This is a genomic window from Desulfarculaceae bacterium (assembly GCA_020444545.1).
GTDB lineage: Bacteria > Desulfobacterota > Desulfarculia > Desulfarculales > Desulfarculaceae > Desulfoferula.
This window is the reverse complement of record JAHLKT010000001.1, coordinates 672,762-691,475: the sequence shown is the minus strand read 5'-3', so window position 1 is coordinate 691,475 and position 18,714 is coordinate 672,762. Positions and strand designations below refer to the sequence as shown.

Below are 18,714 nucleotides of genomic sequence, written 5' to 3'. Positions count from 1 at the left end.
ATGTTAACCCACCTGAAAGGCCGTGAACAAGCAGGAGTTTTGCGGGGATGTGCCCAATCGGGCCCATTTTCGCCCTCGGGCGCGGGGCAACGGGGAATAAGAAGCCGGGAAGAGGGGAGCGGGGGCAAAGAAAGCAGTAGGGAGAGGGAAGAAAATGGGCTCGCTTTGCGCCGTATGGCGCGTCCTGGCGAAGCCGTCCGCTAACTGCACCAGCTTTGGGCGATGGCCAGATAATCCTCCGCCGCCTCGGCAATGTTGGCCACCGGGCAGGTCTCGTCGATCACGTGGGCCTGCCCCGGGAGCCCGGGCCCCAGGATCAGGGCGGGCGCGCCCCCCAGGGCCCGGCTCAAGGCCCAGCCGTCGGTGAAGTAGGTGGCCCCGGCCACGGGCGGCTCCGCGCCGCGCCGCCCGGCGATGATGCCCCGCACCGAACGCGCCCAGGGGTCTTCCGGGTCGGTCCACAGCGCCTGGGAGTCGGCGCCGGCGCTTATCTTGGCCTCGGGCCCCAGGAGCGCGGCGATTTCGTCCTTGACCGCCGCCGGCTCCATGCCCGGCAGCAGGCGCAGGTCCAGGCCCATCTCGGCGTGGTCGGGCACCACGTTGGCGGCCCGCCCCCCGCTGATGGTGCCCACGTTCAGAGTGGCCCGGCCCAGGATGGGGTGGGGCGGCGCGCTGAAGGAGAAGGCGGCCAGCTTCATTACCGCGGCGGCCGCCTTGTGGATGGCGTTGTCGCCCAGCTCGGGCATGGAGCCGTGGGCCGCCTTGCCCTGGAAATCCAGCCGCAGGCGCAGGGCCCCCTTGTGGCCGAACATGAGCCGGTTGGCGGTGGGCTCGGCCACCAACACGGCCCCGGCCCCGCCCAAGAGCTCCGGCCGTCCGGCCAAATGCTCGGCCCCCAGGCAGCTGGTCTCCTCCCCGGCGGTCAGGGCCAAGACCAGCCCTCCCTTGGCGGGCCTCTCGGCCGCCAGGCGAATGGCGGCCCAGACCATGGCCGCCACCCCGCTCTTCATGTCGCTGGCCCCCCGGCCGTGGATCAGGCCGTTTTTGATCTCGCCGGAAAAGGGATCGCTTGCCCAGGCCTGGCCCTGAACCGCCACGGTGTCCAAATGGCCGGTCATCATGAGCGGCGGCTCGGGGCCGAAGCGAAGAGTGGCCACCAAGCTGGGGCGGCCGGGCGCGAACTCGCTCACGGCCAGCTCGAAACCAGCCTGGGCCAGCAGCGGGCTCAGCAGCTCCACCGCCGGGCCCTCGTCGCCGGGCGGGTTGCAGGTGTTCAGGCGGATCAGGCGCTGGGTCAGCTCTAGGGGGTCCGGTATCATGCCGGGGCTCCTGTCGGGGAGTTATGGCTCCATCTCACCACAGACGCCCCCCCTTGCCAAGGCCTCACAATGCCTGGCTGGATCTCCGCGGCAACAAGGGGGCCAAAAACGCTCCGGCCAATAAACACAGGCCGCAGATCGTGATGCCCGCCCCGAAGCTGACGTGCTCGCCCATCCAGCCGATGAAGGTGGGGACCACTCCGGCCCCCACCATGAAGGCCAGGGGCGTGGCCAGGGATACGGCCACCCCGCGCAGATGGGGCGGGGCCACCTGAGACAAGGCGGCGAAGCCCACCGGGAAGAAGCACACGGCCACGGTGGGCATGATGAACAGCGCGGCCACCAGCCAGCCGCCGGAGCCCAGGCCCGTCCCCAGGGTGGCCAGGCCGGTGGCGGTGAAGACCATCACCAGGGAGGCGCGGGGGCCGAAACGGTCGTGGGCCCAGCCGGCCACAAAGGCCAGCCCCAGGCCCGGCAGGCGCGAGAAGCCCACCAGCAGGTTGGCGTGTCCCTGGTCAAAGCCCTTCTCCACCACCAGGTACAGGGGCATCATGGTGTAGACCCCCAGGCTGGCCCCCACCCCCATGGCGAAAAACAGGATCATCAGCCACATGGCCGGCAGCTTGAGCAGGGTGGTCAGGGCGGCGGGGTTGGGCGGATGGCCGGGCGTCTCCCCGCCCCGCCCCCACACGGCGTAGGCCAGGCCCAGGGCCAGGGACCCGGCGCCGATCAGGGCCATGATCCCCTGCCAGGACAGGGGCCCCAGCAAAAGCTCGGCGATGAAAGGCGCCGCCACCATGCCCCCGGAGGGGGCCAGCTCGTGCACCGCCACCGCCTTGCCCCAGTCCTCGGGGCGCACAAAGGAGGTGAGGGCGGCCACCCCGGAGGGCAGGTAGAGCCCGGCCGAAAGTCCCAGGACCAGGCACATCAGGCTCAGGGTCCAGCGGCCGTGGGCCAGGGGGGCGCACAAGAGCACCAGGCCCACCGTCAGGGCCGAGAGCAGGATGGTGCCCCGGTGGGTCAGCCGCTGGCTTACCAGGCCCGAGCAGAAGACGGCGATAAAGTAGCCCATTGACATGGAAAGGAACAGGCTCCCGGCCTGGGCATGGCTCAGGCTCAGGTCTTGCTCCAAATTGGGCAGCAGGGGGGCCAAGCAGACCCGCCCCACGAAGTTGAGGAAAAAGATGCCCGCCAGGAACACCAGCGGCCCCAAGCGCCGCCGCATGGGCCCCGGCTCCAACGCCTGGTGTCTCATGCCGCCTCCATGCCCGCCGGGTCGATGGCGAACCAGGATGCATTGTGTCCCATCGCCGCCCACCTGTCCAGGCGGGCCTTGCCTGGCCAGGCCGATCTGCTAAAGTGAAAGGCGAATATCATCGTGGCCCACGCGGCCGGGAGGAATAACGTGATCAAGGAAGTCAAGCCCGTGCGCACCCTTATGGGCCGCCTGCCCAAGGGCGGCGACCTCTTGGAGGAACTCAACGCCTTTTGCCGCAAGGCCAAGGTCAGCGCCGGCGAGGTGCGGGCCATCGGCGCGGTGGAGCGGGCCACCCTGGGTTTCTACAACCAGGACACCCGCGAGTACGAGTTCCATCAGCTCGACGAGGCCCTGGAGATCGTGGCCCTGGTGGGCAACGTGTCGCTCAAGGACGGCGAGCCCTTCGTGCACGCCCACATCACCCTGGGCGACAGCCAGGGACGGCTCTTCGGCGGCCACCTGGCCCCCGGCGCGCCGGTGTTCGCCTGCGAGGCCATCGTCACCGAGTTCGCCAGCGAGACCCAGTTCGTGCGCACCCTGGACGGGCCCACCGGCCTGCCCCTCTGGGACCTGAAGTAAATCCCTTTCCCAAGCCGGTGTTCTCCGGACGCCGGCTTGGGTTATAATCCCTTTTCGACCCGCGCCGGGATCGTCCCCGGCGCTTGTGTTCTTCCGCCCGCCCCGGAGGTTGCCATGGCGCCCATCCGCACCCTGCTGCTGGCCGTGGCCTTGGTGTGCCTGTTGGCGGCGGCCTGCCCGGCGGCCGACCAGGCGCCCGCCCCCGCGGCCGAGGTCAAGGTGGCCCAGGCCCAGCCGGCCACCCGTTTGCTCACCTTCAGCGGCTACACCCGCGCCCGGGCCAAGCTGCCCGTGGTCTCGGAGGTCAGCGGCCGCTGCCTCAAGGTCTACCACGACGTGGGCGGCACCATCGGCAAGCGCGGCCTCTTCGCCAAGCTGGACGACACCTTCACCCGCCTGGACCTGGAGAACAACCAGGTGGACCAGCAGCGCCTGTCTAGCCGGGTGGCCTATCTAAAAAAAGACACCGAGCGCTACCGCAATTTGGTCAAGCGGGGCAGCGAGGCCCCCAGCCGCCTGGATCGCCAGGAGGACGAGCTGGCCCAGGCCACTTTGCAGCTGGCCGCGCTCAAGACCAAGGCCAAGATTCTCCTGGAGCGCCAGGAGCGGCACCTGATCAAGGCGCCGGTGGGCTGGCAGGTCATCGAGCGCAAGGTGGAGCCGGGCCAGTGGGTGGCCGCGGGCACCCAGGTGGGCCTGGTGGGCGACTTCCGCACCCTGCTGGTGCCCCTGGCGCTCAGCCCCGATGAATACGGCCAGCTCCGCCATCTGCATGGCGACATCAGGGTGTTCCTGCCCCACCTGGACCTGGAGGTGACCGCCAAGGTGGAGCGCCTCAGCCCGGCCTTCGATCCGGTCACCCGCAAGATTCTCCTGGAGCTGGAGTTGGGCCCGGGCCTCACCGAAAGGCGCGGCGGCCTGCGCGTGGAGCTGGCCTTGAAGGTGCCCGACCCCTCGGGCGCGGTGCTCTTGCCCAAGGGCGCGCTCACCGAGCGCTACCAAGAGCATTGGCTTACCCGCGCCGACGGACGCCAGGTGCGGGTCATCTACCTGGGCCCCGGCCCAAAGGGCACGGTGCGCGTCTCCTCGCCCCAGGTAAAGCCGGGGCAGAGTTTCCAGGTGAGGCGATAGAGACGGGGGGCAGGCGCTCATGAAGAACCTGGTTCGCTTCACCCTGGCCCAATCGGTCCTGTTCAACCTGCTATTCGTCATCCTCATGGTGGTGGGGGCTTGGGCCTTCCTCACCATGCCGGTGGAACGCTTCCCCAACGTCCAGATCGGCAAGGTCTACATAGACACCGCCTACCCCGGGGCCTCGCCCGCCGAGGTGGAGGCGCTGGTCACCCGCGAGATCGAGGACGCCCTGGACACCTTGGAGAACGTGGAGTTCATCAAGAGCTCCTCCTACCGCCAGCACTCCACGGTGGTGGTCAAGTTCATCGACGACACCGATTACGCGGCCGGGCTGGACCAGATCCGCTTCAAGGTGCTCCGGGTGCTGGACGAGCTGCCGCCGGAGGCCGACCCGCCCAGCTTCAACGCCATCGACGTGAACGATTGGCTGCCCGCGGTGAGCGTGAACCTCCTGGGCGAGCGTTCCAACCGCGCCCTCACCCTGATGGCCAAGGAGATCAAGATCGCCTTGCGCCAGATTCCCGGGGTCAAGGAGGTCAAGCTCCGGGGCGAGCTGGAGAAGGAGTTCCATGTTCTGCTGGACCCGGTGAAGCTCACCCGCCACGGCATCACCTTCGACCAGGCGGCCCAGGCCCTGGGCCAGAGCGGGATGTCCATCCCGGCGGGCGACTTCACCACCCCGGGCGGCGAGTTCGTCATCCGGGCCGACGAGCGCTACCGCACCCGCCAGCAGGTGATGGACGCCATCGTGCGCACCGACGCGGACGGCAGCTTCGTGCGCATCAGCGACCTGGCCAGCTCGGCGCTGCTCTCCTACCGCGACCCCACGGTGCTAACCTCGGTCAACGGCCAGGACTGCGTGACCCTGAGCGTGATCAAGAACCGGGACGGCAACGCCCTGGACATCGTGGAGGCGGTGCACCAGGTGCTGGAGCGCTTCCGCCCGGCCATGGAGCGCGAGAAGGTCTCCCTGGTGCTCACCCAGGACAGCACCGTGAAGATCAACGACGCCATGACCACCATGGGCTGGAACCTGTTGGTGGGCGTGTTCCTGGTCTGCGCGGTCATCGCCTATTTCATGGGCTTCCGTAACGCCCTGATCACCACGGTGGGCATCCCCTTCTCCTTCCTGCTCACCATGGTCTTCATGAAGTTCACGGGCAACAGCCTCAACGAGATCACCCTGTTCTGCTTCGTGTTGGTCAGCGGCATCATCGTGGACGACGCCATCGTGGTGGTGGAGAACATCTACCGCCACTACCAATCCGGCGAAAAGCTCAACGACGCGGTGATCAACGGGGCCAGCGAGGTGGCCTGGCCGGTGGTCAGCGCCACCAGCACCACGGCGGCGGCTTTCCTGCCCATGCTCATCATGACCGGCTCCACGGGGGAGTTCTTCGCGCTCATCCCCAAGGCGGTCAGCTTCGCCCTGGCGGCCAGCGTCTTCGAGTGCCTGTTCATCCTGCCGCTGCACTACCGCGACTGGGGCCCCAAGAAGCTCAAGAGCCACATCGACGAAGAGAAGATGGACTTCACCGGCGAGGGCGTGGCCATACGCGCCTCGCGCCGCTTCACCACCTACCTTCTGGAGCGCGCCCTGAGGCACCGCTGGCTCACCCTGGGCCTGGTGGGGCTGTTGTTCCTAAGCGCCATGGCCATCGCGGTGATCAGCGCCAGCGGGGCGGCCCAGCTGATCAAGGTGAAGTTCTTCCCGGACGACTACAGCCTCTACTACATCAACGTGGAGGCGCCCATTACCTGGCCCATCGAGCGCACCAACCAGAAGGTGAAGGAGATCGCGGCCAAGGTGATGGAGGGCGGCAAAGGCCAGGCCCGCAGCGCGGCGGCCATCACCGGCTTCTACATCAGCGAGGACTACGAGCCCATCTTCGGGGCCAACCTGGCCCACATCGCCGTCACCCTGCCGGCCAAGGACGACCGCCGTTTCGCCGACCACCCCACCAACGACCCGGTGGCCCACGTGGAATGGGTGCGCGCGCACATCAAGCCCCTGGCCACCGAGGGGCTCCGGCTGTGGGTGCGGCCCGAAAAGGACGGCCCGCCCGCGGGCAAGGACATTAACGTGCGCGCCGTGGGCCCCAACCACGAGGCGGTGAGCCGCCTGGCCGCCGACATCCGGGCCTATCTGGCCGGGCCGGCCATGCAGGGCTCGGTGATCGACATCTCCGACGACCGGGGCCAGCCCGCCCGGGTCTTCCGCTACCAGGTCATCCCCGAGCGCGCCGCCGAGTACGGGGCCACCCCGGCCCAGGTGGTCACCCTGGCGGGCACCATCTTGAACGGCCGCTACGTGGGCAAATACCGCCTGGTGGACGAGGACGTGGACCTCAAGGTGAAGCTGGACCCCGAGGCGATCACCACCCCGGAGCGCGCCCTGGACCTGCCCCTGCTGGAGCACCCCTCCGGCCCGGTGCGCCTGGGCGACCTGACCCATCCCAAGCTCTACAGCGACCTGGGCCAGCTGAACCGCTACCAGGGCGAGCGTGCGGTGACCATCACCGGCAACCTCAAGCCCGGCGCGCCCCTGTCCACCGGCACGGTGGTGCAGCGGGTCATGGGCCACTACCGCGAGATGGCCGCCGACTACCCCGGGGCCACCCTGTCCTTTGCCGGGGAGTTCGAGTCCACCCGCAAATCCTTCCAGTCGCTGCTGTACGCCTTCGGCGTGGCCCTGCTCATCATCTACGTGATCCTGGCCACCCAGTTCAAAAGCTACGTGCACCCCTTGATCATCCTCAGCGCGGTGAGCTTCGCGCTCATCGGGGTGATCTACGGCAAGTTCCTCACCCGCACCCTGTTCACCATCAACTCCTTCGTGGCCACGGTGGGCGTGGCCGGGGTGGTGGTCAACGACGCCCTGGTGCTGGTGGAATTTTTGAACAAGCGCCTGCGCTCGGGCTTGGACCGCCGCCAGGCGCTGTGGCAGGCGGTGAACATCCGCCTCAGGCCCATCCTGCTCACCACTCTGACCACCACCCTGGGCCTGCTGCCCATGGCCGTGGGCTTCCCGGAGTACAGCCTGGTGTGGGGCACCATGGCTTCGACCTTCGTCACCGGCCTGTGCACCGCCACCCTGCTCACCCTCATCGTGGTGCCCGTCATGTGGGACCTGGTGGAAGCTCACCTGGAAAAACGCTCCGCCAAGAAGGCCGCCAAGCTGGAGGCCAAGGCCGAACCTGTTTAGGCGGCTTCGCCGGGCGGCGGCTGCTTCGCTGGTTTCGCTTCTCCCTCTGTTGACCCCGACAGCTCGCTGTCGGGGTTGCCTCGCTCCGGCGAGGCAACAAGAAATCTCCCCCGGATTTCTTGCCGCCTCCCTACGGTCGGCGGCCCCGATAGCAAAGCTATCGGGGCCAACAAGGCATCAGCTGATTTAACAAGGGTGTCATTGCCAGGAGCGGCCTCTTGGCCGCAGCCCCGGCAATCTCTGTTCGCTAGCAGGCGGCCTCGGAATCTGAAAAGAGGTTGGGAAAAAGGGAATGCCTGGGTGGCCCAGACAGCTTGCTGTCTGGGTCGCGAAGCGACAAGAGGTCCGGCGGACGGCCACGCCATTGACTGGCGGCATCGTGGGGGCGGCGTCGCCTCTTGCAAGCAGAGATTGCTTCGCTTCGCCCGCAATGACAAATTTTGTTTTCGACGCGGCCAATGTAGGGGCGGGATTCATCCCCGCCCAGAGCCGCCGGCTATACAAAAGGGCGGGGATAAACCCCGCCCCTACACCAAGAGATTTTACCTGTTCTGTTGCCCCCGATAGCTCTGCTATCGGGGCCGCCGCGCTGCCGCGCGGCGGCAAGAAACGGCCCGACGAAGCCGCCCCTTATCCCAGCTTGAACAAACTCCCGAACTTCTGCGCCGCCATCATATCCCCGCCGATCTTCAGCTTGCCGGTCATCAGGGCCATGGCCGGGTTCAGCTTGCCGGTCACCAGCTTGAGCCAGTTCTTGTCCTTGAGGGTCATGCTGGCGGTGTACTCCTCCACCGTGCCCGTATCCACCGCGCAGGTCCCGTCCTTTACCCGCACCACCCAGTCGCCGGACTCGTCGCCGGTGATGTGGAACTGGAACACCAAATCCAGGCCCTGGGCCTTGTCGGCCCGGAAGGCGCCCGGCATCATGTCGAAAACTTGCTGCACCGTGGTGGGCATCATGCTCGGCTCCTTGCCAAAAATGGTCGCGCGGCGGCGACTAATGAATCATGGTTCATTTTAAACGCGCCGCCCGGTCCCGTCCAGAGTAAGTTTGTGCCCGGGACGAGGCCTTGCTATGATGAGGCCGTGCGGAGATGGCTTACCATATGGGCCCTGAGCGCTGCCCTGCTCATGCTCGGTCTGGCGGCCGGGTGCGGCGGCGCGCCCGAAGACCCCAACACCATCCACCTGGTGGCCTGGAAGTTCAACAACCCCGGCCTGTGGAGGCGCCTGGCCGAGAAGTTCGAACAGCTGCACCCGCCCCTCAAGGTGGCCCTGGAGATCGGCCCTCACTCCTCCACCGCCTATCATGACCTGCTCACCCAGAAGCTGAAGAACCGCTCCACCGGGGTGGACGTGTTCCTCATGGACGTGATCTGGCCGCCGGAGTTCGCCTCGGCCGGCTGGGCCCTGCCCCTGGACCAAATGCTGCCCCGCTCCGAGCGGGAGCGTTTTTTACCCGCCGCTTTGGAGGCCGCTTCCTGGCGGGGCCGTCTCTACGCCGCGCCGCTCTACGTCAGCGCGGGCGCGCTCTACTATCGCAAGGACCTCCTGGACCACCTGCGCTTCAAGCCGCCCCGGACCTGGCCCCAGCTGGTCAGTCAGGCCAAGCTGATCAAGGCCCACCAACGCGACCAGGAGCTGGCCGGCTACGTGGGCCAGTTCAAGCAGTACGAGGGCCTGGTCTGCAACATGATGGAGTTTATCTGGGCCGCCGGGGGCCGCGCCCTGTTGCCCGGCGGCGCGGGCGGAGGGCTCAGCCAGCCGCGGGATATGCGCGCGGTGCGTTTCGTGCGCGACGCGCTCATCGGCAAGGCGGCCCCGCGCGGGGTGCTGGCCTACCAGGAGCCCGAGAGCCTGGAGGTCTTCGCCCAGGGAGGGGCGGTGTTCATGCGCGACTGGTTCTACGCCTGGCCCATCCTCAACGACCCGGCCCGCTCCCAGGTGGCGGGCAAGGTGGGCCTGGCCCCGCTGCCCCGCTTCAGCGACGGCAAGGCCGCATCCTGCCTGGGAGGCTGGCTGGTGGGGCTCAGCGCCTTTTCCACCAAGCCGGAAAAGGCCTTCAAGCTGATCAAGTTCCTTTGCAGTGAGCAGGTGCAGCGCCGCCTGGTGCTGGAGGAAGGCCTGGCCCCGGCCCGGCGCGCCCTCTACGACGACCCCTGGGTGCTCAAGGCTCATCCCCAGTTCAAGCAATTCGCCCCCATGCTGGCCAACGCCCGCTCCCGCCCCCGCTCCCCGCTCTACCCGGCGCTAAGCCAGGCCTTGCAGGTGTTTTTCCACCGGGCCATCAGCGACGAGGATTCCGACCTGCCCCTGCTAGCCGAGGCCGGGGACGCCGAGATAAACCGCCTGCTGGGGCTGGCCAAGGAGGATTAGCCCATGGCCGCCCTGGCCCGGCCCCGCGGCGAAAGGCTCCTGGCCTGGGGCCTGCTGCTGCCTTGCCTGGCCGTGGTCTGCGCTTTTGCCTTCTGGCCCATCGTCTACTCCATGGTGCTCAGCCTGCACCGCATCATCCTAAGCCTGCCCGGCCTGGGCGCGCCCTTCGTGGGCCTGGAGAACTACGCCCGGCTGCTGGGCGAGCCGGCCGCGCGCCACTCGGCGGGCATCACTCTCATCTTCGTGGCGGTCAGCACCCTGTTGGAGGTGGGCCTGGGCACCCTCATGGCCCTGGCCCTGGACAAGAGCTTTCGGGGGCGCGGCCTGGTGCGGGCGGCGGTGCTGGTGCCCTGGGCAATCCCCACGGTAGTGGCTTCGCAGATGTGGCGCTTCATATTGAACGACCGCTACGGCCTTTTGAACTGGCTGGTTTTCGGCAATGACGTGAGCGCCTACCAGGCCTGGCTGGCCTCGCCGGGCTGGGCCCTGGCGGCGATCATCCTGGCCGACGTGTGGAAGACCAGCGCCTTTGCCACGCTCATCGTGCTGGCCGGCTTGCAGACCATCCCCCGCGAGCTCCACGAGGCTGCCGCCCTGGACGGGGCCGGGCCCTGGCAGCGTTTCCGCCACCTCACCCTGCCCCTGGTGCTGCCCGCCCTGGCCGTGGCCCTGGTCTTCCGCACCATGGACGCCTTCCGGGTCTTCGACCTGGTGTTCGTGATGACCCAGGGCGGCCCGGCCAATGCCACCAACGTGTTGCAGTACTACGGCTACAAGGCCATGTTCGCCGAGGGCTTCCTGGGCTACGGCTCGGCGGTGAGCGTGATGGTCTTCATCATCGTGTTGGCCGTGTCGTTGGTCTATCTGCGCCTGGTGGGGCGGCGGCTCCTCAAGGGAGAGGCGGCATGAAGCGGCGCGCCTGGCCCTGGGCCCTGGCCGCCGGGGTGATCTGCGCCCTGTCCCTGGCGCCCTTTGCCTGGCTGGTGCTCACCAGCTTCAAGAGCGCCGCCCAGGTCACCGCCATCCCGCCGGTGCTCTGGCCCTCCGGCGGCCTGGAGTTCTACCGCTCGGCCCTGAGCCGCTTCGGGCTGCTGCATTTCGTGCTCAATAGCCTGGTGGTGGCCGGCGGCACCACCATCATCAGCCTGGCCCTGGGCACCGGCGCGGCCTACGCCCTGGCCCGGCTGCGCCTGCCCGGGCGGCCCTGGCTCATGGGCGCGCTGCTCCTGGTCTCCATGTTTCCCCAGATCTCCCTGGCCGGGCCCATCTGGCGCATGCTCCAGGCCGCCGGGCTTTTGAACAGCCATTTGGGCCTGATCATCCCCTACGTCACCCTGACCCTGCCCCTGGCGGTGTGGATACTCACCTCCTACTTCTCCGAGCTGCCCCGCGAGCTGGAAGAAGCGGCGCTCCTGGACGGCTGCGGCCGTTTGGGCGCGCTGGTCAGGGTGGTGCTGCCCCTGGCCGGGCCGGGGATGTTCACCGCGGCCATCCTGGTGTTCATCTACGCCTGGAACGAGTTTTTCTTCGCGCTACTCATCATGACCCGACGCTCGGTGCAGACCCTGCCCGTGGGCATCGCCCTGTTCCAGGGGCAGTTCACCATGCCCTGGGGCGAGATAGCCGCCGCCTCCACCGTGGCCACGGTGCCCCTGGTGCTGCTGGTCTTCCTCTTTCAGCGGCGCATTGTCAGCGGCCTGAGCGCCGGGGCCATCAAGGGATGAAGCCATGTCCGGCCTGCAAATAGAAGCCTTAAGCAAGTCCTTCGGCAGCGAGCAGGTGCTGAGTCAGGTGTCCTTCGCGGTGGAGCGGGGCGAGCTGGCCGTGCTCTTGGGCCCCTCGGGCTGCGGCAAGAGCACCATCCTGCGCCTGGTGGCCGGGCTGGAGGAGCCGGACCACGGCGCCATCACCCTGGAGGGACGCCCCCTGGCCGGGCTGGCCCCCAAGGAGCGCGACGTGGCCATGGTCTTCCAGAGCTACGCCCTGTACCCCCACCTCGACGTGTTCGGCAACCTGGCCTTCCCTTTGCGTATGCGCGGCGAGCCCAAGGCCGAGATCGCCAACAAGGTGCGCCAGGCGGCGCGCCTATTGGGCATCGAGCGCTTTTTGGGCAAGAAGCCGGGCCAGCTCTCCGGCGGCCAGCGCCAGCGGGTGGCCATCGGCCGGGCCATCGTGCGCGAGCCCGCCCTGTTTCTTTTCGACGAGCCCCTGTCCAACCTCGACGCCCAACTGCGCGGCGAGATGCGCCTGGAGCTGGCCCGTTTGCACCGCCGCCTGGGCACCACCATGCTCTACGTGACCCACGACCAGACCGAGGCCCTCACCTTGGGCGATGTGATCGTGGTGCTGGAGGCGGGCCGGGTGCGGCAGATCGGCGGGCCCACCGAGATATACCAGCGCCCGGCCAACCGCTTCGTGGCCGGCTTCCTGGGCTTCCCGCCCATGAACTTCTTCGCGGGGGAGATCGCGGGGCGCGAGTTCGTCTGTGCGGCTCCGGAGTTTCATTTGCCCTTGGAGGGCGGCTTGCAGCCCGGCCCGGCGCTGCTGGGCCTACGGCCAGAGGAGCTGAGCCCGGTGGAAGGCGGCGCTCTCACCGGCTCCCTGGAGCTCATCGAGCGGGTGGGCGGCCAGAGCGTGCTGCACCTGGCCTCGGGCGAGGCCCGCTTCACGGCCACCGCCCCGGCGGACTTCGCGGCCGAGCCGGGAGAGGCCGTCACCCTGGACCCGGCCTCGGCCAGGCCCCATCTATTCAGGGAAGATCAGCGCATCAACTAGGCTGATTGAACTCAGCCGCCAGGCAAGCCACCCTGGCTTCCAAATTGAGCATGTAGGCAGGCAAGGGCTGCTTGGGCTCGGGCCGGTGGTCGTATTCGCCCTGTTTGACCAGCTCAACCACCTTGGCCTGGTCGCCGTTCTCCTGCTCCAGCAGGCGCAGCACCCAGTCCTTGAACTGCTCGGCCGCCGCGATGCAGCGCAGGGCGTATTGGCGGGCCGCCTCGCCGTGGTGCACCATGTGGTGCCCCTGACAGAGCAGCTCCACCTCCAGCCTGGCCAGGCGGCGCATACTCTCCACGTAGGCCGCGTAGCTCACCAGAAACTCGCTGACAATGTAGCCTTCCGGCGCTTGGGTGCTCACCGCCTCGGAGGCGATCAGGGTCTTGATCGCGGGAAGGTAGAAGCTCAGCGAGTCCCAGGTGTGCCCCGGCGTGGCCAACACCTCCACCCGGTGGCCGCCGGCCAGCTCCAGGGCGTCGCCCTCGTCCAGGGTGCGGGCCATGGTGAAGGGCTTGAAGGGCTCGTCGCTCACCTGTTGGTGGCGCAGCTTTCTCAGGGCCGTGGTGGTGGACTGGTTCAGGCTGGTGATCAGCTTGATGGCGTTGGGCCGCTCGATGATCTTGGCCGCCTTGGGCGCGGCCGCGATCTTTATCTCCGGCCACTCCTCCTGGAAGTAGCCCGCCGCGCCGCAGTGGTCGAAGTGCACGTGGCTCATCAGGAGCCAGGCCGGGGCGCGGCCGCCCAGCACCGCCTTGGCGTCGGCCAGGTAGTAGGGGGTCAGGCAGGTGAAGCCCGCATCGAACAGCACCGGCTCCGGACCGTCCCAGAGAAATACCGGGGTGGCTTCGTGGCCCAGGCGGTAGAAGTTCTCGGCCAGGCGCACGGGGCCTTGGGGTTGGTGGCTCATGCTGCTTTCCTCCTAGCCCTGCTCCCTTTGCTGAATCATCTGGCGCACCGCCTTCAGGCCCTTGGCGGCCTCCTTGGCGGTGCTGCTCTTGGCCTTGGCCGCGTCCAGGGCCTTGGCGAAATCGTTGGCCGCCTGCTTTAGCTTCTCGCCCTGCCAGGCGGCATACCCGGCCATGAGCCAGTTGCGCCCGCCCCGGCTCTTCAGCTTGGCGGCGGCGGCATAGGCCGCCCGCGCGGCGGCATAGTCCTTCTGCGCCATGGCGATGCGCCCCACCCGAGTCCAGCGCTTGGCCGTGGGCCGGGCCTGCGCCGCCTTCTCGGCCCAGGCGCGGGCCCCGGCCAGGTCGTGGCCATGCTGACATAGCTGGGCCAGGCGGTCCAGCTCCTTGGCGCTGGGTTTCTTGTCGCCCAGGAACTTTTGATAATAGCGGGCCGCCGTCAAGGGCGCCCCGGCAGCGCGGTAGAGCTCGCTCAGGCGGTGCCAGCCCTCGGGCGCGGGCGGCTCCAGGCGATAGGCCACGGCCAGGTCGGCGGCGGCGGTGGCATAGTCCTGGCGCTGGGTGGCCAGGCTGGCGGCCAGGCGCCAAAGGGAGGCGTCCCCCGGCCACCCGGCCAGCAGGCGCTTCACCACCACCTCGGCCTTGCGGGGCTTTTTCAGCTCAAGATAGGCGTGGGTCAGGGCGGTGAGCCAGGCCTTCTTGGGCTTGGGCCGCGCGGCCAGGCGCTCCAGCAGGGGCCGGGCCTGGGCCGGCTGCTTGGCGCTCAAGTGGAACACCGCCGCCTCGTAGAGCAACTCGTACTGCGGCGGTTTGCTCAGCTCGAAGGCCCGAAGGGCCAGAGCGGCCGCCTCGGCCGGGCGCTCCTGCTCGAAGCGCACCACGGCCAGGTTTCTCAGCGCCGCCTGAAAGCAGGGATCGGCCTTGACCGCCGCCGCGAAGAAGCGCCCCGCCTGGTCGCGCTGCTTGGCCTGATAGGCCAGCACCCCTTGCAGGAAGCTTAGCTGGGGATGGACCTCGTCCCGGCCCTTGGCATAATCGGCCAGGCGGGCGGCGGCCTCGGAGGGCTTCTTTTTTTCAATGAGCTGCTGGGCCTGGTGCAGGGCCGCCTGCAAGGAGCGGATCATGCGCGGCTGGGGCGGGCACTTGTCCGCCGCCCCGGCCACCCCGGCGGCCAGGCAGACGAGCAGCGAGGCTATGACCAGAGCGCGCCTCATCGTCCCTCCAGCTTGAAACGGATGGTGGTCTCCACCCAGGTCTCCACCGCCTCGCCGTCCTTGACCCCGGGCGCGAAACGCCAGCGGCCCACGGTCCTGAGCACCGTCTCCTCGAACACGCCGGGAGGCTCGGCCTTCAGCACCTCCAGATGGCTCACCCCGCCATGCTTATCAACCAAAAAGCGCACCGTCACCGCGCCGCTGATGCCCCGCCGCCGGGCCAGATAGGGATAGGGCGGGGGGGCCTGCCCTTGGGCCAGGGGTGCGCGGTCCACCTGGCCCAGGGTGTAGCGGGCCGGGCCGGGCGCGGCGATGGCCGGGCCCAGGGCCAGGCGCGGGTTCAGCTCCAGGTCCAGGCGCGGCGTCTCCATCTGGGGCTGGAGGGTGGCCACGTGGCTGGCTTGCAGGGGCTTTAGCTTGGTTATCTTGGGCGGAGGCGGCGGAGGGGGCGGCTCTTGCTCCACCTCGGGGGGCGGGGGCGGGGGCAGGGGCAAGAAGGCGCTGATCTGTATCGCATCCAGGCTGGGGCGTTGGGGCTGGTCCGAGAGCAACCAGGAGGCGGCCCCGAAGATGACCCCGTTGATCATGAGCGCGCCCACCAGGGACAAAAGCCATCCCAGGCGCGGCGGGCGGTGTTCCAGGGAAGCGGCGCTCAATTCCCCGGCCTCCGGGCGGCCACGGCCACGTCCTTGGCTCCGGCCAGGCGGGCCTGGTCCAACACGGCCACCGTGGCGCCAGTGGGGGTGGCCTTGTCCGCCGCGATGATCACCGCGCCGGCCGGGTCTTCGGCCAAAAAGCGCTCCACCAGGCCGCGCACGCTGCGCAGGTCCACCTGGCGGCGCTCCACGTAGATGCGCCCGTCGGCGGCCACGCCCACGATGAGGGCGCCCTTTTCCTTGGCCGCGGCGGTGGCCGCGGTGGGCCGCTGCACCTCCACCCCTGACTCGCGCACAAAGGTGGTGGTCACCAAAAAGAAGATGAGCAGGATGAATACCATGTCGATGAGCGGGGCCATGTTGATCTCGGGCTCGGAAGCCCCGCTCTCCAAGCCGCCCAGGCGGCTCCTCAGATGGACCATGCCGCCTCCTCCCGCGATTTAAGCCAGTTGTGCAGCGCCCCGGAGAAACTGAGCAAGCCTTGCTGCAATTTACGCACCTGGCGCTTGAGCACCCAGCCCGCGAAGATGCCGGGGATGGCAATAAGTAGGCCGGTCTCGGTGGTCACCAGCGCCTCGCGGATGCCCCCGGCCATGGCCTGAGCGTTGCCCGTGCCGTACTGGCCGATCACCGCGAAGGTCTCGATCATGCCGCTAACCGTGCCCAGCAGGCCCAGCAGCGGGGCCACCGAGGCCAACACCAGGATGGACTCCACGTGACGCCACAGGCCCGGCTCCTGGCGGCGCACCGAGGCCTCCCAGAGGCGGGTGTCCACCCGGGGCTCGCGGCCGGGCAGGGACATGAAGTGGGCCAGGGCCGCGCTCTTGGGCCCGGCCACGGGGGGCGCGTGGCCGCGCAGCAGGTCCTCCACCGCGTCGTCCAGCTCCAGGCCCTCGCGGCGCACCCGGGCCACCCACAGGAACTTGTAGAGCATCAGGGCCCACAGCCACAGGGACAAGACCAGCAGGGGCCACATCACCGGCCCCCCGGCCAGGAAGAACTGCCACGCCGTGTCCAGCAGGTGCATCCTAGTGCTCCGCCTTGATCAGGGCCGCGGCCAGGGCCACCGCCTTCTCTTCCATGTCCCCGGCCAGGCGGCTGACCCGGCGGCCCAACAGGGCCGAGGCGATGAGGATGGGGATGGCCACGGCCAGGCCCAGCTGAGTGGTGATCAGCGCCTCGGAGATGCCCCCGGCCATGAGGCGCGGATCGCCCGCCCCGAACACGGTGATCACCTGGAAGGTGTTGATCATGCCGGTGACCGTGCCCAACAGGCCCAGCAAGGGGGCCACGGCGGCCAGCACCTTGAGGGTCGTAAGGAAGCGCTCCAAACGGGGCAGCTCCCGCAGCATGGCCTCGGAAAGCCCCGCGTCGATCACATCGGCGGCCTGGCCCCGGTGGGCCAGACCGGCGGCGAGCACGTTGCTGGTGGGGCGGCCGGGCTGCTTCTCCACCTCCTCCAGGGCGGCGGCGAAGTCGCCCTTGGCCACCTCCTCGGCCACCGAGGCCATCATCTGGTCGGTGTTGGCCCGCACCCGGCGCAGGAAAAACAGCCGCTCGATGATCAGGATAAGCGCGGCCAGGGCCACGGCCAGGATGGGCCACACCAGGGGCCCGCCGGCCTGCAGGCGCTCCCAGGCGGTCTCGGAGCGGCTAAGCTGCCTGAGGGCCGCGCCGCCGCTGATGTCCATGGGCGCGGCCGGGCTCTGGCGGTCCAAATAGGCCGTGATGTCCCGGCCCAAGAGCCAGGAGGGATCGCCGCCGGCGGCCAGCAGACGCCCCGAGGCCGGCCCCAGGGTGGCGAAGCCCAGCTCGTCGCCGCTCTTGTACAGGGTGGTGAAGGAGCCCAGGCGCACGATGTCCGCCGAGACCTCACGTCCCTGGCGGTCCACCAGGGGCCCGCGCCAGCGCGCGATCTGGCCGGAGGCGGCCATCTCCGCGAAGTACAGGTCCAGCAATTTCGAGATGTCGCTGAGGCCCGGGAAGCGGCTCTTGTTCAGATAGCCTCGTAGCTCCTCCAGGCGGCCGGGGCTCTGAGCGGTGGAGGGCGAGCGCTCGGCCAGGGCCAAGAGCTCCCGCGCCCCGGCCCGCACGTGGCCGGCCAGCTCCTTCAGGTCGCCGCTGGTCTCGGCCAGCTTGCGGCCCAGCTCGGCCTTTTCCCGGCTGGCTTGGGCCAGGCCCTCGCGGGCCGCGGCCAGGGCCTTTTTCTCGGCGGCCAGCCGGGCGCTCAGCTCCTTGAGCCTGGCGGTCATGGCCGCCTTCTCCTGGGCGATGCTCTGCTGGGCGGTGGCGGCCTCCTGCTTGGCCGTGGCCAGGTCAGCGGCGGTGTCCTTGGCCGCTTGGTCGAAGTCGGCGGCCAGGGCCGGGGCGGCGGCCAAAAGCAGCGCGGCGCTCAGGATGAATAGCAACCGCCGCATTACTTGGCCTCCAAAACCGGGGCCAGGCCCACCGGCAGCTCCACCAGGCTCACCACCCGGCGGCGCTGGGCGATCTCGGCGGCCAGCTCCAGCTCGCGGGCGTATTCGCCCTGGGGCTGCCAGGCCAGCGCCTCGCGGTCCCAGCGCCAGGCCGCGCCCCCGCCCTGCTCCAGGGCGAACAGGGCCAGGCGGCCCAGGCGCAGCAGGCGCACCCGCCGCCGGGCTCCGCCAAGGTCCATTTCGGCCTCCTCCACCGACACGGTGGAGCCGAAGCGGGCCTCGATCTCCAGGGCCTCCAAGAGGCGGCGCGCCTTGCCCGCCAGGGAGGCGTCGTAGTCGCCCAGGGTCTGGCCCAGGGCCTTGAGGCGCGAGGCGCGCTCGGTGGCCAGGAAGGGCAGGTCAGCGGCCACGAAGGCGTCCAGCTTGGCCAGGCTGGCGTCCAACAGGGGCTCCAGCTCGGCCCGGATGCGGGCCATCTCGGCCAGGCGGCGCTTCAGCTCGGCCACCTTGGCCCGCTGCCCGGCCAGGTAGGTCTCGGCCTTGACCCGCTGGGCGCTCACCAATTTCAGCTCTTTTTCGGTGGCCTCGATGGAGTCGGCCAGCTTGGCCCTGGGCCCGGCCCAGGCATCGGCGGCCTTCTGGGCCTGACGGCGCGCGTCGACCGCCTGGCGGGACTGTTGTTGCACCTGTGACGCCGGGGGCGCGGCCCCCAGGCAGGCCAAGGCGAAGCATAGGAGCAGGGCTCCCAGCCAGCGGAAGCGGCAATTATCGCTCATGTGTCTTCTCATGGTCATAAAAACGCCAAACCCCCACCCTGAGGCAGGGCTGGGGGTTCATCCCACGGTTGATTCTGGTTTGTTTCGCTTCCCGGCCCGC

The 18,714-nt window shown here is 68.9% G+C and carries 17 protein-coding genes; 7 read left to right on the top strand and 10 right to left on the bottom strand.

Translation table 11 applies throughout. The annotated features are described in order from the left end of the window. Nucleotides 1-200 precede the first annotated feature (200 nt). Together KQH53_03200 and KQH53_03195 are read right to left on the bottom strand one after the other, a co-directional pair. Nucleotides 201-1,319: a M20 family metallopeptidase gene (locus KQH53_03200; GenBank protein MCB2225660.1), complete on the bottom strand. Its 1,119-nt coding sequence runs from the start codon at nt 1,317-1,319 to the stop codon at nt 201-203. A 64-nt stretch (nt 1,320-1,383) separates the two neighbouring features. Continuing rightward, complete coding sequence (locus tag KQH53_03195) at nt 1,384-2,574, bottom strand: MFS transporter (protein ID MCB2225659.1); 1,191 nt, start codon at nt 2,572-2,574, stop codon at nt 1,384-1,386. 150 nt (nt 2,575-2,724) lie between these two features. Here KQH53_03195 and KQH53_03190 point away from each other — a divergent pair, with 150 nt between their 5' ends. From KQH53_03190 to KQH53_03180, 3 genes are all read left to right on the top strand, one after another. Next, the gene (locus KQH53_03190; protein MCB2225658.1) at nt 2,725-3,156 is read left to right on the top strand and encodes a DNA-binding protein; all 432 of its coding nucleotides are present in this window, start codon (nt 2,725-2,727) and stop codon (nt 3,154-3,156) included. A 114-nt stretch (nt 3,157-3,270) separates the two neighbouring features. Beyond that, nucleotides 3,271-4,287: an HlyD family efflux transporter periplasmic adaptor subunit gene (locus KQH53_03185; GenBank protein MCB2225657.1), complete on the top strand. Its 1,017-nt coding sequence runs from the start codon at nt 3,271-3,273 to the stop codon at nt 4,285-4,287. 19 nt (nt 4,288-4,306) lie between these two features. Further along, nucleotides 4,307-7,495 (top strand): efflux RND transporter permease subunit, encoded by a 3,189-nt coding sequence (locus KQH53_03180; GenBank protein MCB2225656.1) that lies wholly within the window; start codon nt 4,307-4,309, stop codon nt 7,493-7,495. A gap of 630 nt (nt 7,496-8,125) precedes the next feature. On the opposite strand, the gene KQH53_03175 is transcribed toward KQH53_03180, so the two are convergent. Continuing rightward, nucleotides 8,126-8,455 carry an SCP2 sterol-binding domain-containing protein gene (locus KQH53_03175; GenBank protein MCB2225655.1) on the bottom strand — a complete coding sequence of 110 codons (330 nt, stop codon included), beginning with the start codon at nt 8,453-8,455 and terminating at the stop codon, nt 8,126-8,128. 126 nt (nt 8,456-8,581) lie between these two features. On the opposite strand from KQH53_03175, the gene KQH53_03170 reads away from it, so the two are divergent. The 4 genes from KQH53_03170 to KQH53_03155 are packed head-to-tail and all read left to right on the top strand — an operon-like array spanning nt 8,582 to nt 12,646. Further along, nucleotides 8,582-9,871: an ABC transporter substrate-binding protein gene (locus KQH53_03170; GenBank protein MCB2225654.1), complete on the top strand. Its 1,290-nt coding sequence runs from the start codon at nt 8,582-8,584 to the stop codon at nt 9,869-9,871. Nucleotides 9,872-9,874: 3 nt separating this feature from the next. Beyond that, nucleotides 9,875-10,780, top strand: coding sequence for a sugar ABC transporter permease (locus KQH53_03165; GenBank protein ID MCB2225653.1), 906 nt, complete (start codon nt 9,875-9,877; stop codon nt 10,778-10,780). Then, nucleotides 10,777-11,595, top strand: a complete 819-nt coding sequence (locus tag KQH53_03160) for a carbohydrate ABC transporter permease (GenBank protein MCB2225652.1) — start codon at nt 10,777-10,779, stop codon at nt 11,593-11,595. Before KQH53_03165 ends, KQH53_03160 begins: the two co-directional genes overlap by 4 nt. A gap of 4 nt (nt 11,596-11,599) precedes the next feature. Beyond that, nucleotides 11,600-12,646, top strand: a complete 1,047-nt coding sequence (locus tag KQH53_03155) for an ABC transporter ATP-binding protein (protein ID MCB2225651.1) — start codon at nt 11,600-11,602, stop codon at nt 12,644-12,646. Here KQH53_03155 and KQH53_03150 read toward each other — a convergent pair. Genes KQH53_03150 through KQH53_03120 form a run of 7 tightly spaced genes read right to left on the bottom strand, consistent with a single transcriptional unit; the run spans nt 12,639 to nt 18,614 of the window. Next, nucleotides 12,639-13,553: an MBL fold metallo-hydrolase gene (locus tag KQH53_03150; GenBank protein MCB2225650.1), complete on the bottom strand. Its 915-nt coding sequence runs from the start codon at nt 13,551-13,553 to the stop codon at nt 12,639-12,641. The two genes, KQH53_03155 and KQH53_03150, sit on opposite strands and share 8 nt — an antisense overlap. Before the next feature lie 12 nt (nt 13,554-13,565). Then, on the bottom strand, nt 13,566-14,765 hold the full coding sequence (locus tag KQH53_03145) for a tetratricopeptide repeat protein (GenBank protein ID MCB2225649.1): 1,200 nt from the start codon (nt 14,763-14,765) through the stop codon (nt 13,566-13,568). Beyond that, complete coding sequence (locus KQH53_03140) at nt 14,762-15,421, bottom strand: TonB family protein (GenBank protein MCB2225648.1); 660 nt, start codon at nt 15,419-15,421, stop codon at nt 14,762-14,764. Before KQH53_03140 ends, KQH53_03145 begins: the two co-directional genes overlap by 4 nt. Next, nucleotides 15,418-15,843 carry a biopolymer transporter ExbD gene (locus KQH53_03135; GenBank protein MCB2225647.1) on the bottom strand — a complete coding sequence of 142 codons (426 nt, stop codon included), beginning with the start codon at nt 15,841-15,843 and terminating at the stop codon, nt 15,418-15,420. Before KQH53_03135 ends, KQH53_03140 begins: the two co-directional genes overlap by 4 nt. Beyond that, nucleotides 15,831-16,448 (bottom strand): MotA/TolQ/ExbB proton channel family protein, encoded by a 618-nt coding sequence (locus KQH53_03130; GenBank protein MCB2225646.1) that lies wholly within the window; start codon nt 16,446-16,448, stop codon nt 15,831-15,833. The genes KQH53_03135 and KQH53_03130 overlap by 13 nt, the downstream gene beginning before the upstream one ends. 1 nt (nt 16,449) lies before the next feature. Further along, a complete protein-coding gene (locus KQH53_03125; protein ID MCB2225645.1) occupies nt 16,450-17,838 on the bottom strand; it encodes a DUF3450 family protein in 1,389 nt (462 codons plus the stop codon). After that, nucleotides 17,838-18,614: a DUF3450 domain-containing protein gene (locus KQH53_03120; GenBank protein MCB2225644.1), complete on the bottom strand. Its 777-nt coding sequence runs from the start codon at nt 18,612-18,614 to the stop codon at nt 17,838-17,840. Before KQH53_03120 ends, KQH53_03125 begins: the two co-directional genes overlap by 1 nt. Nucleotides 18,615-18,714: the final 100 nt, after the last annotated feature.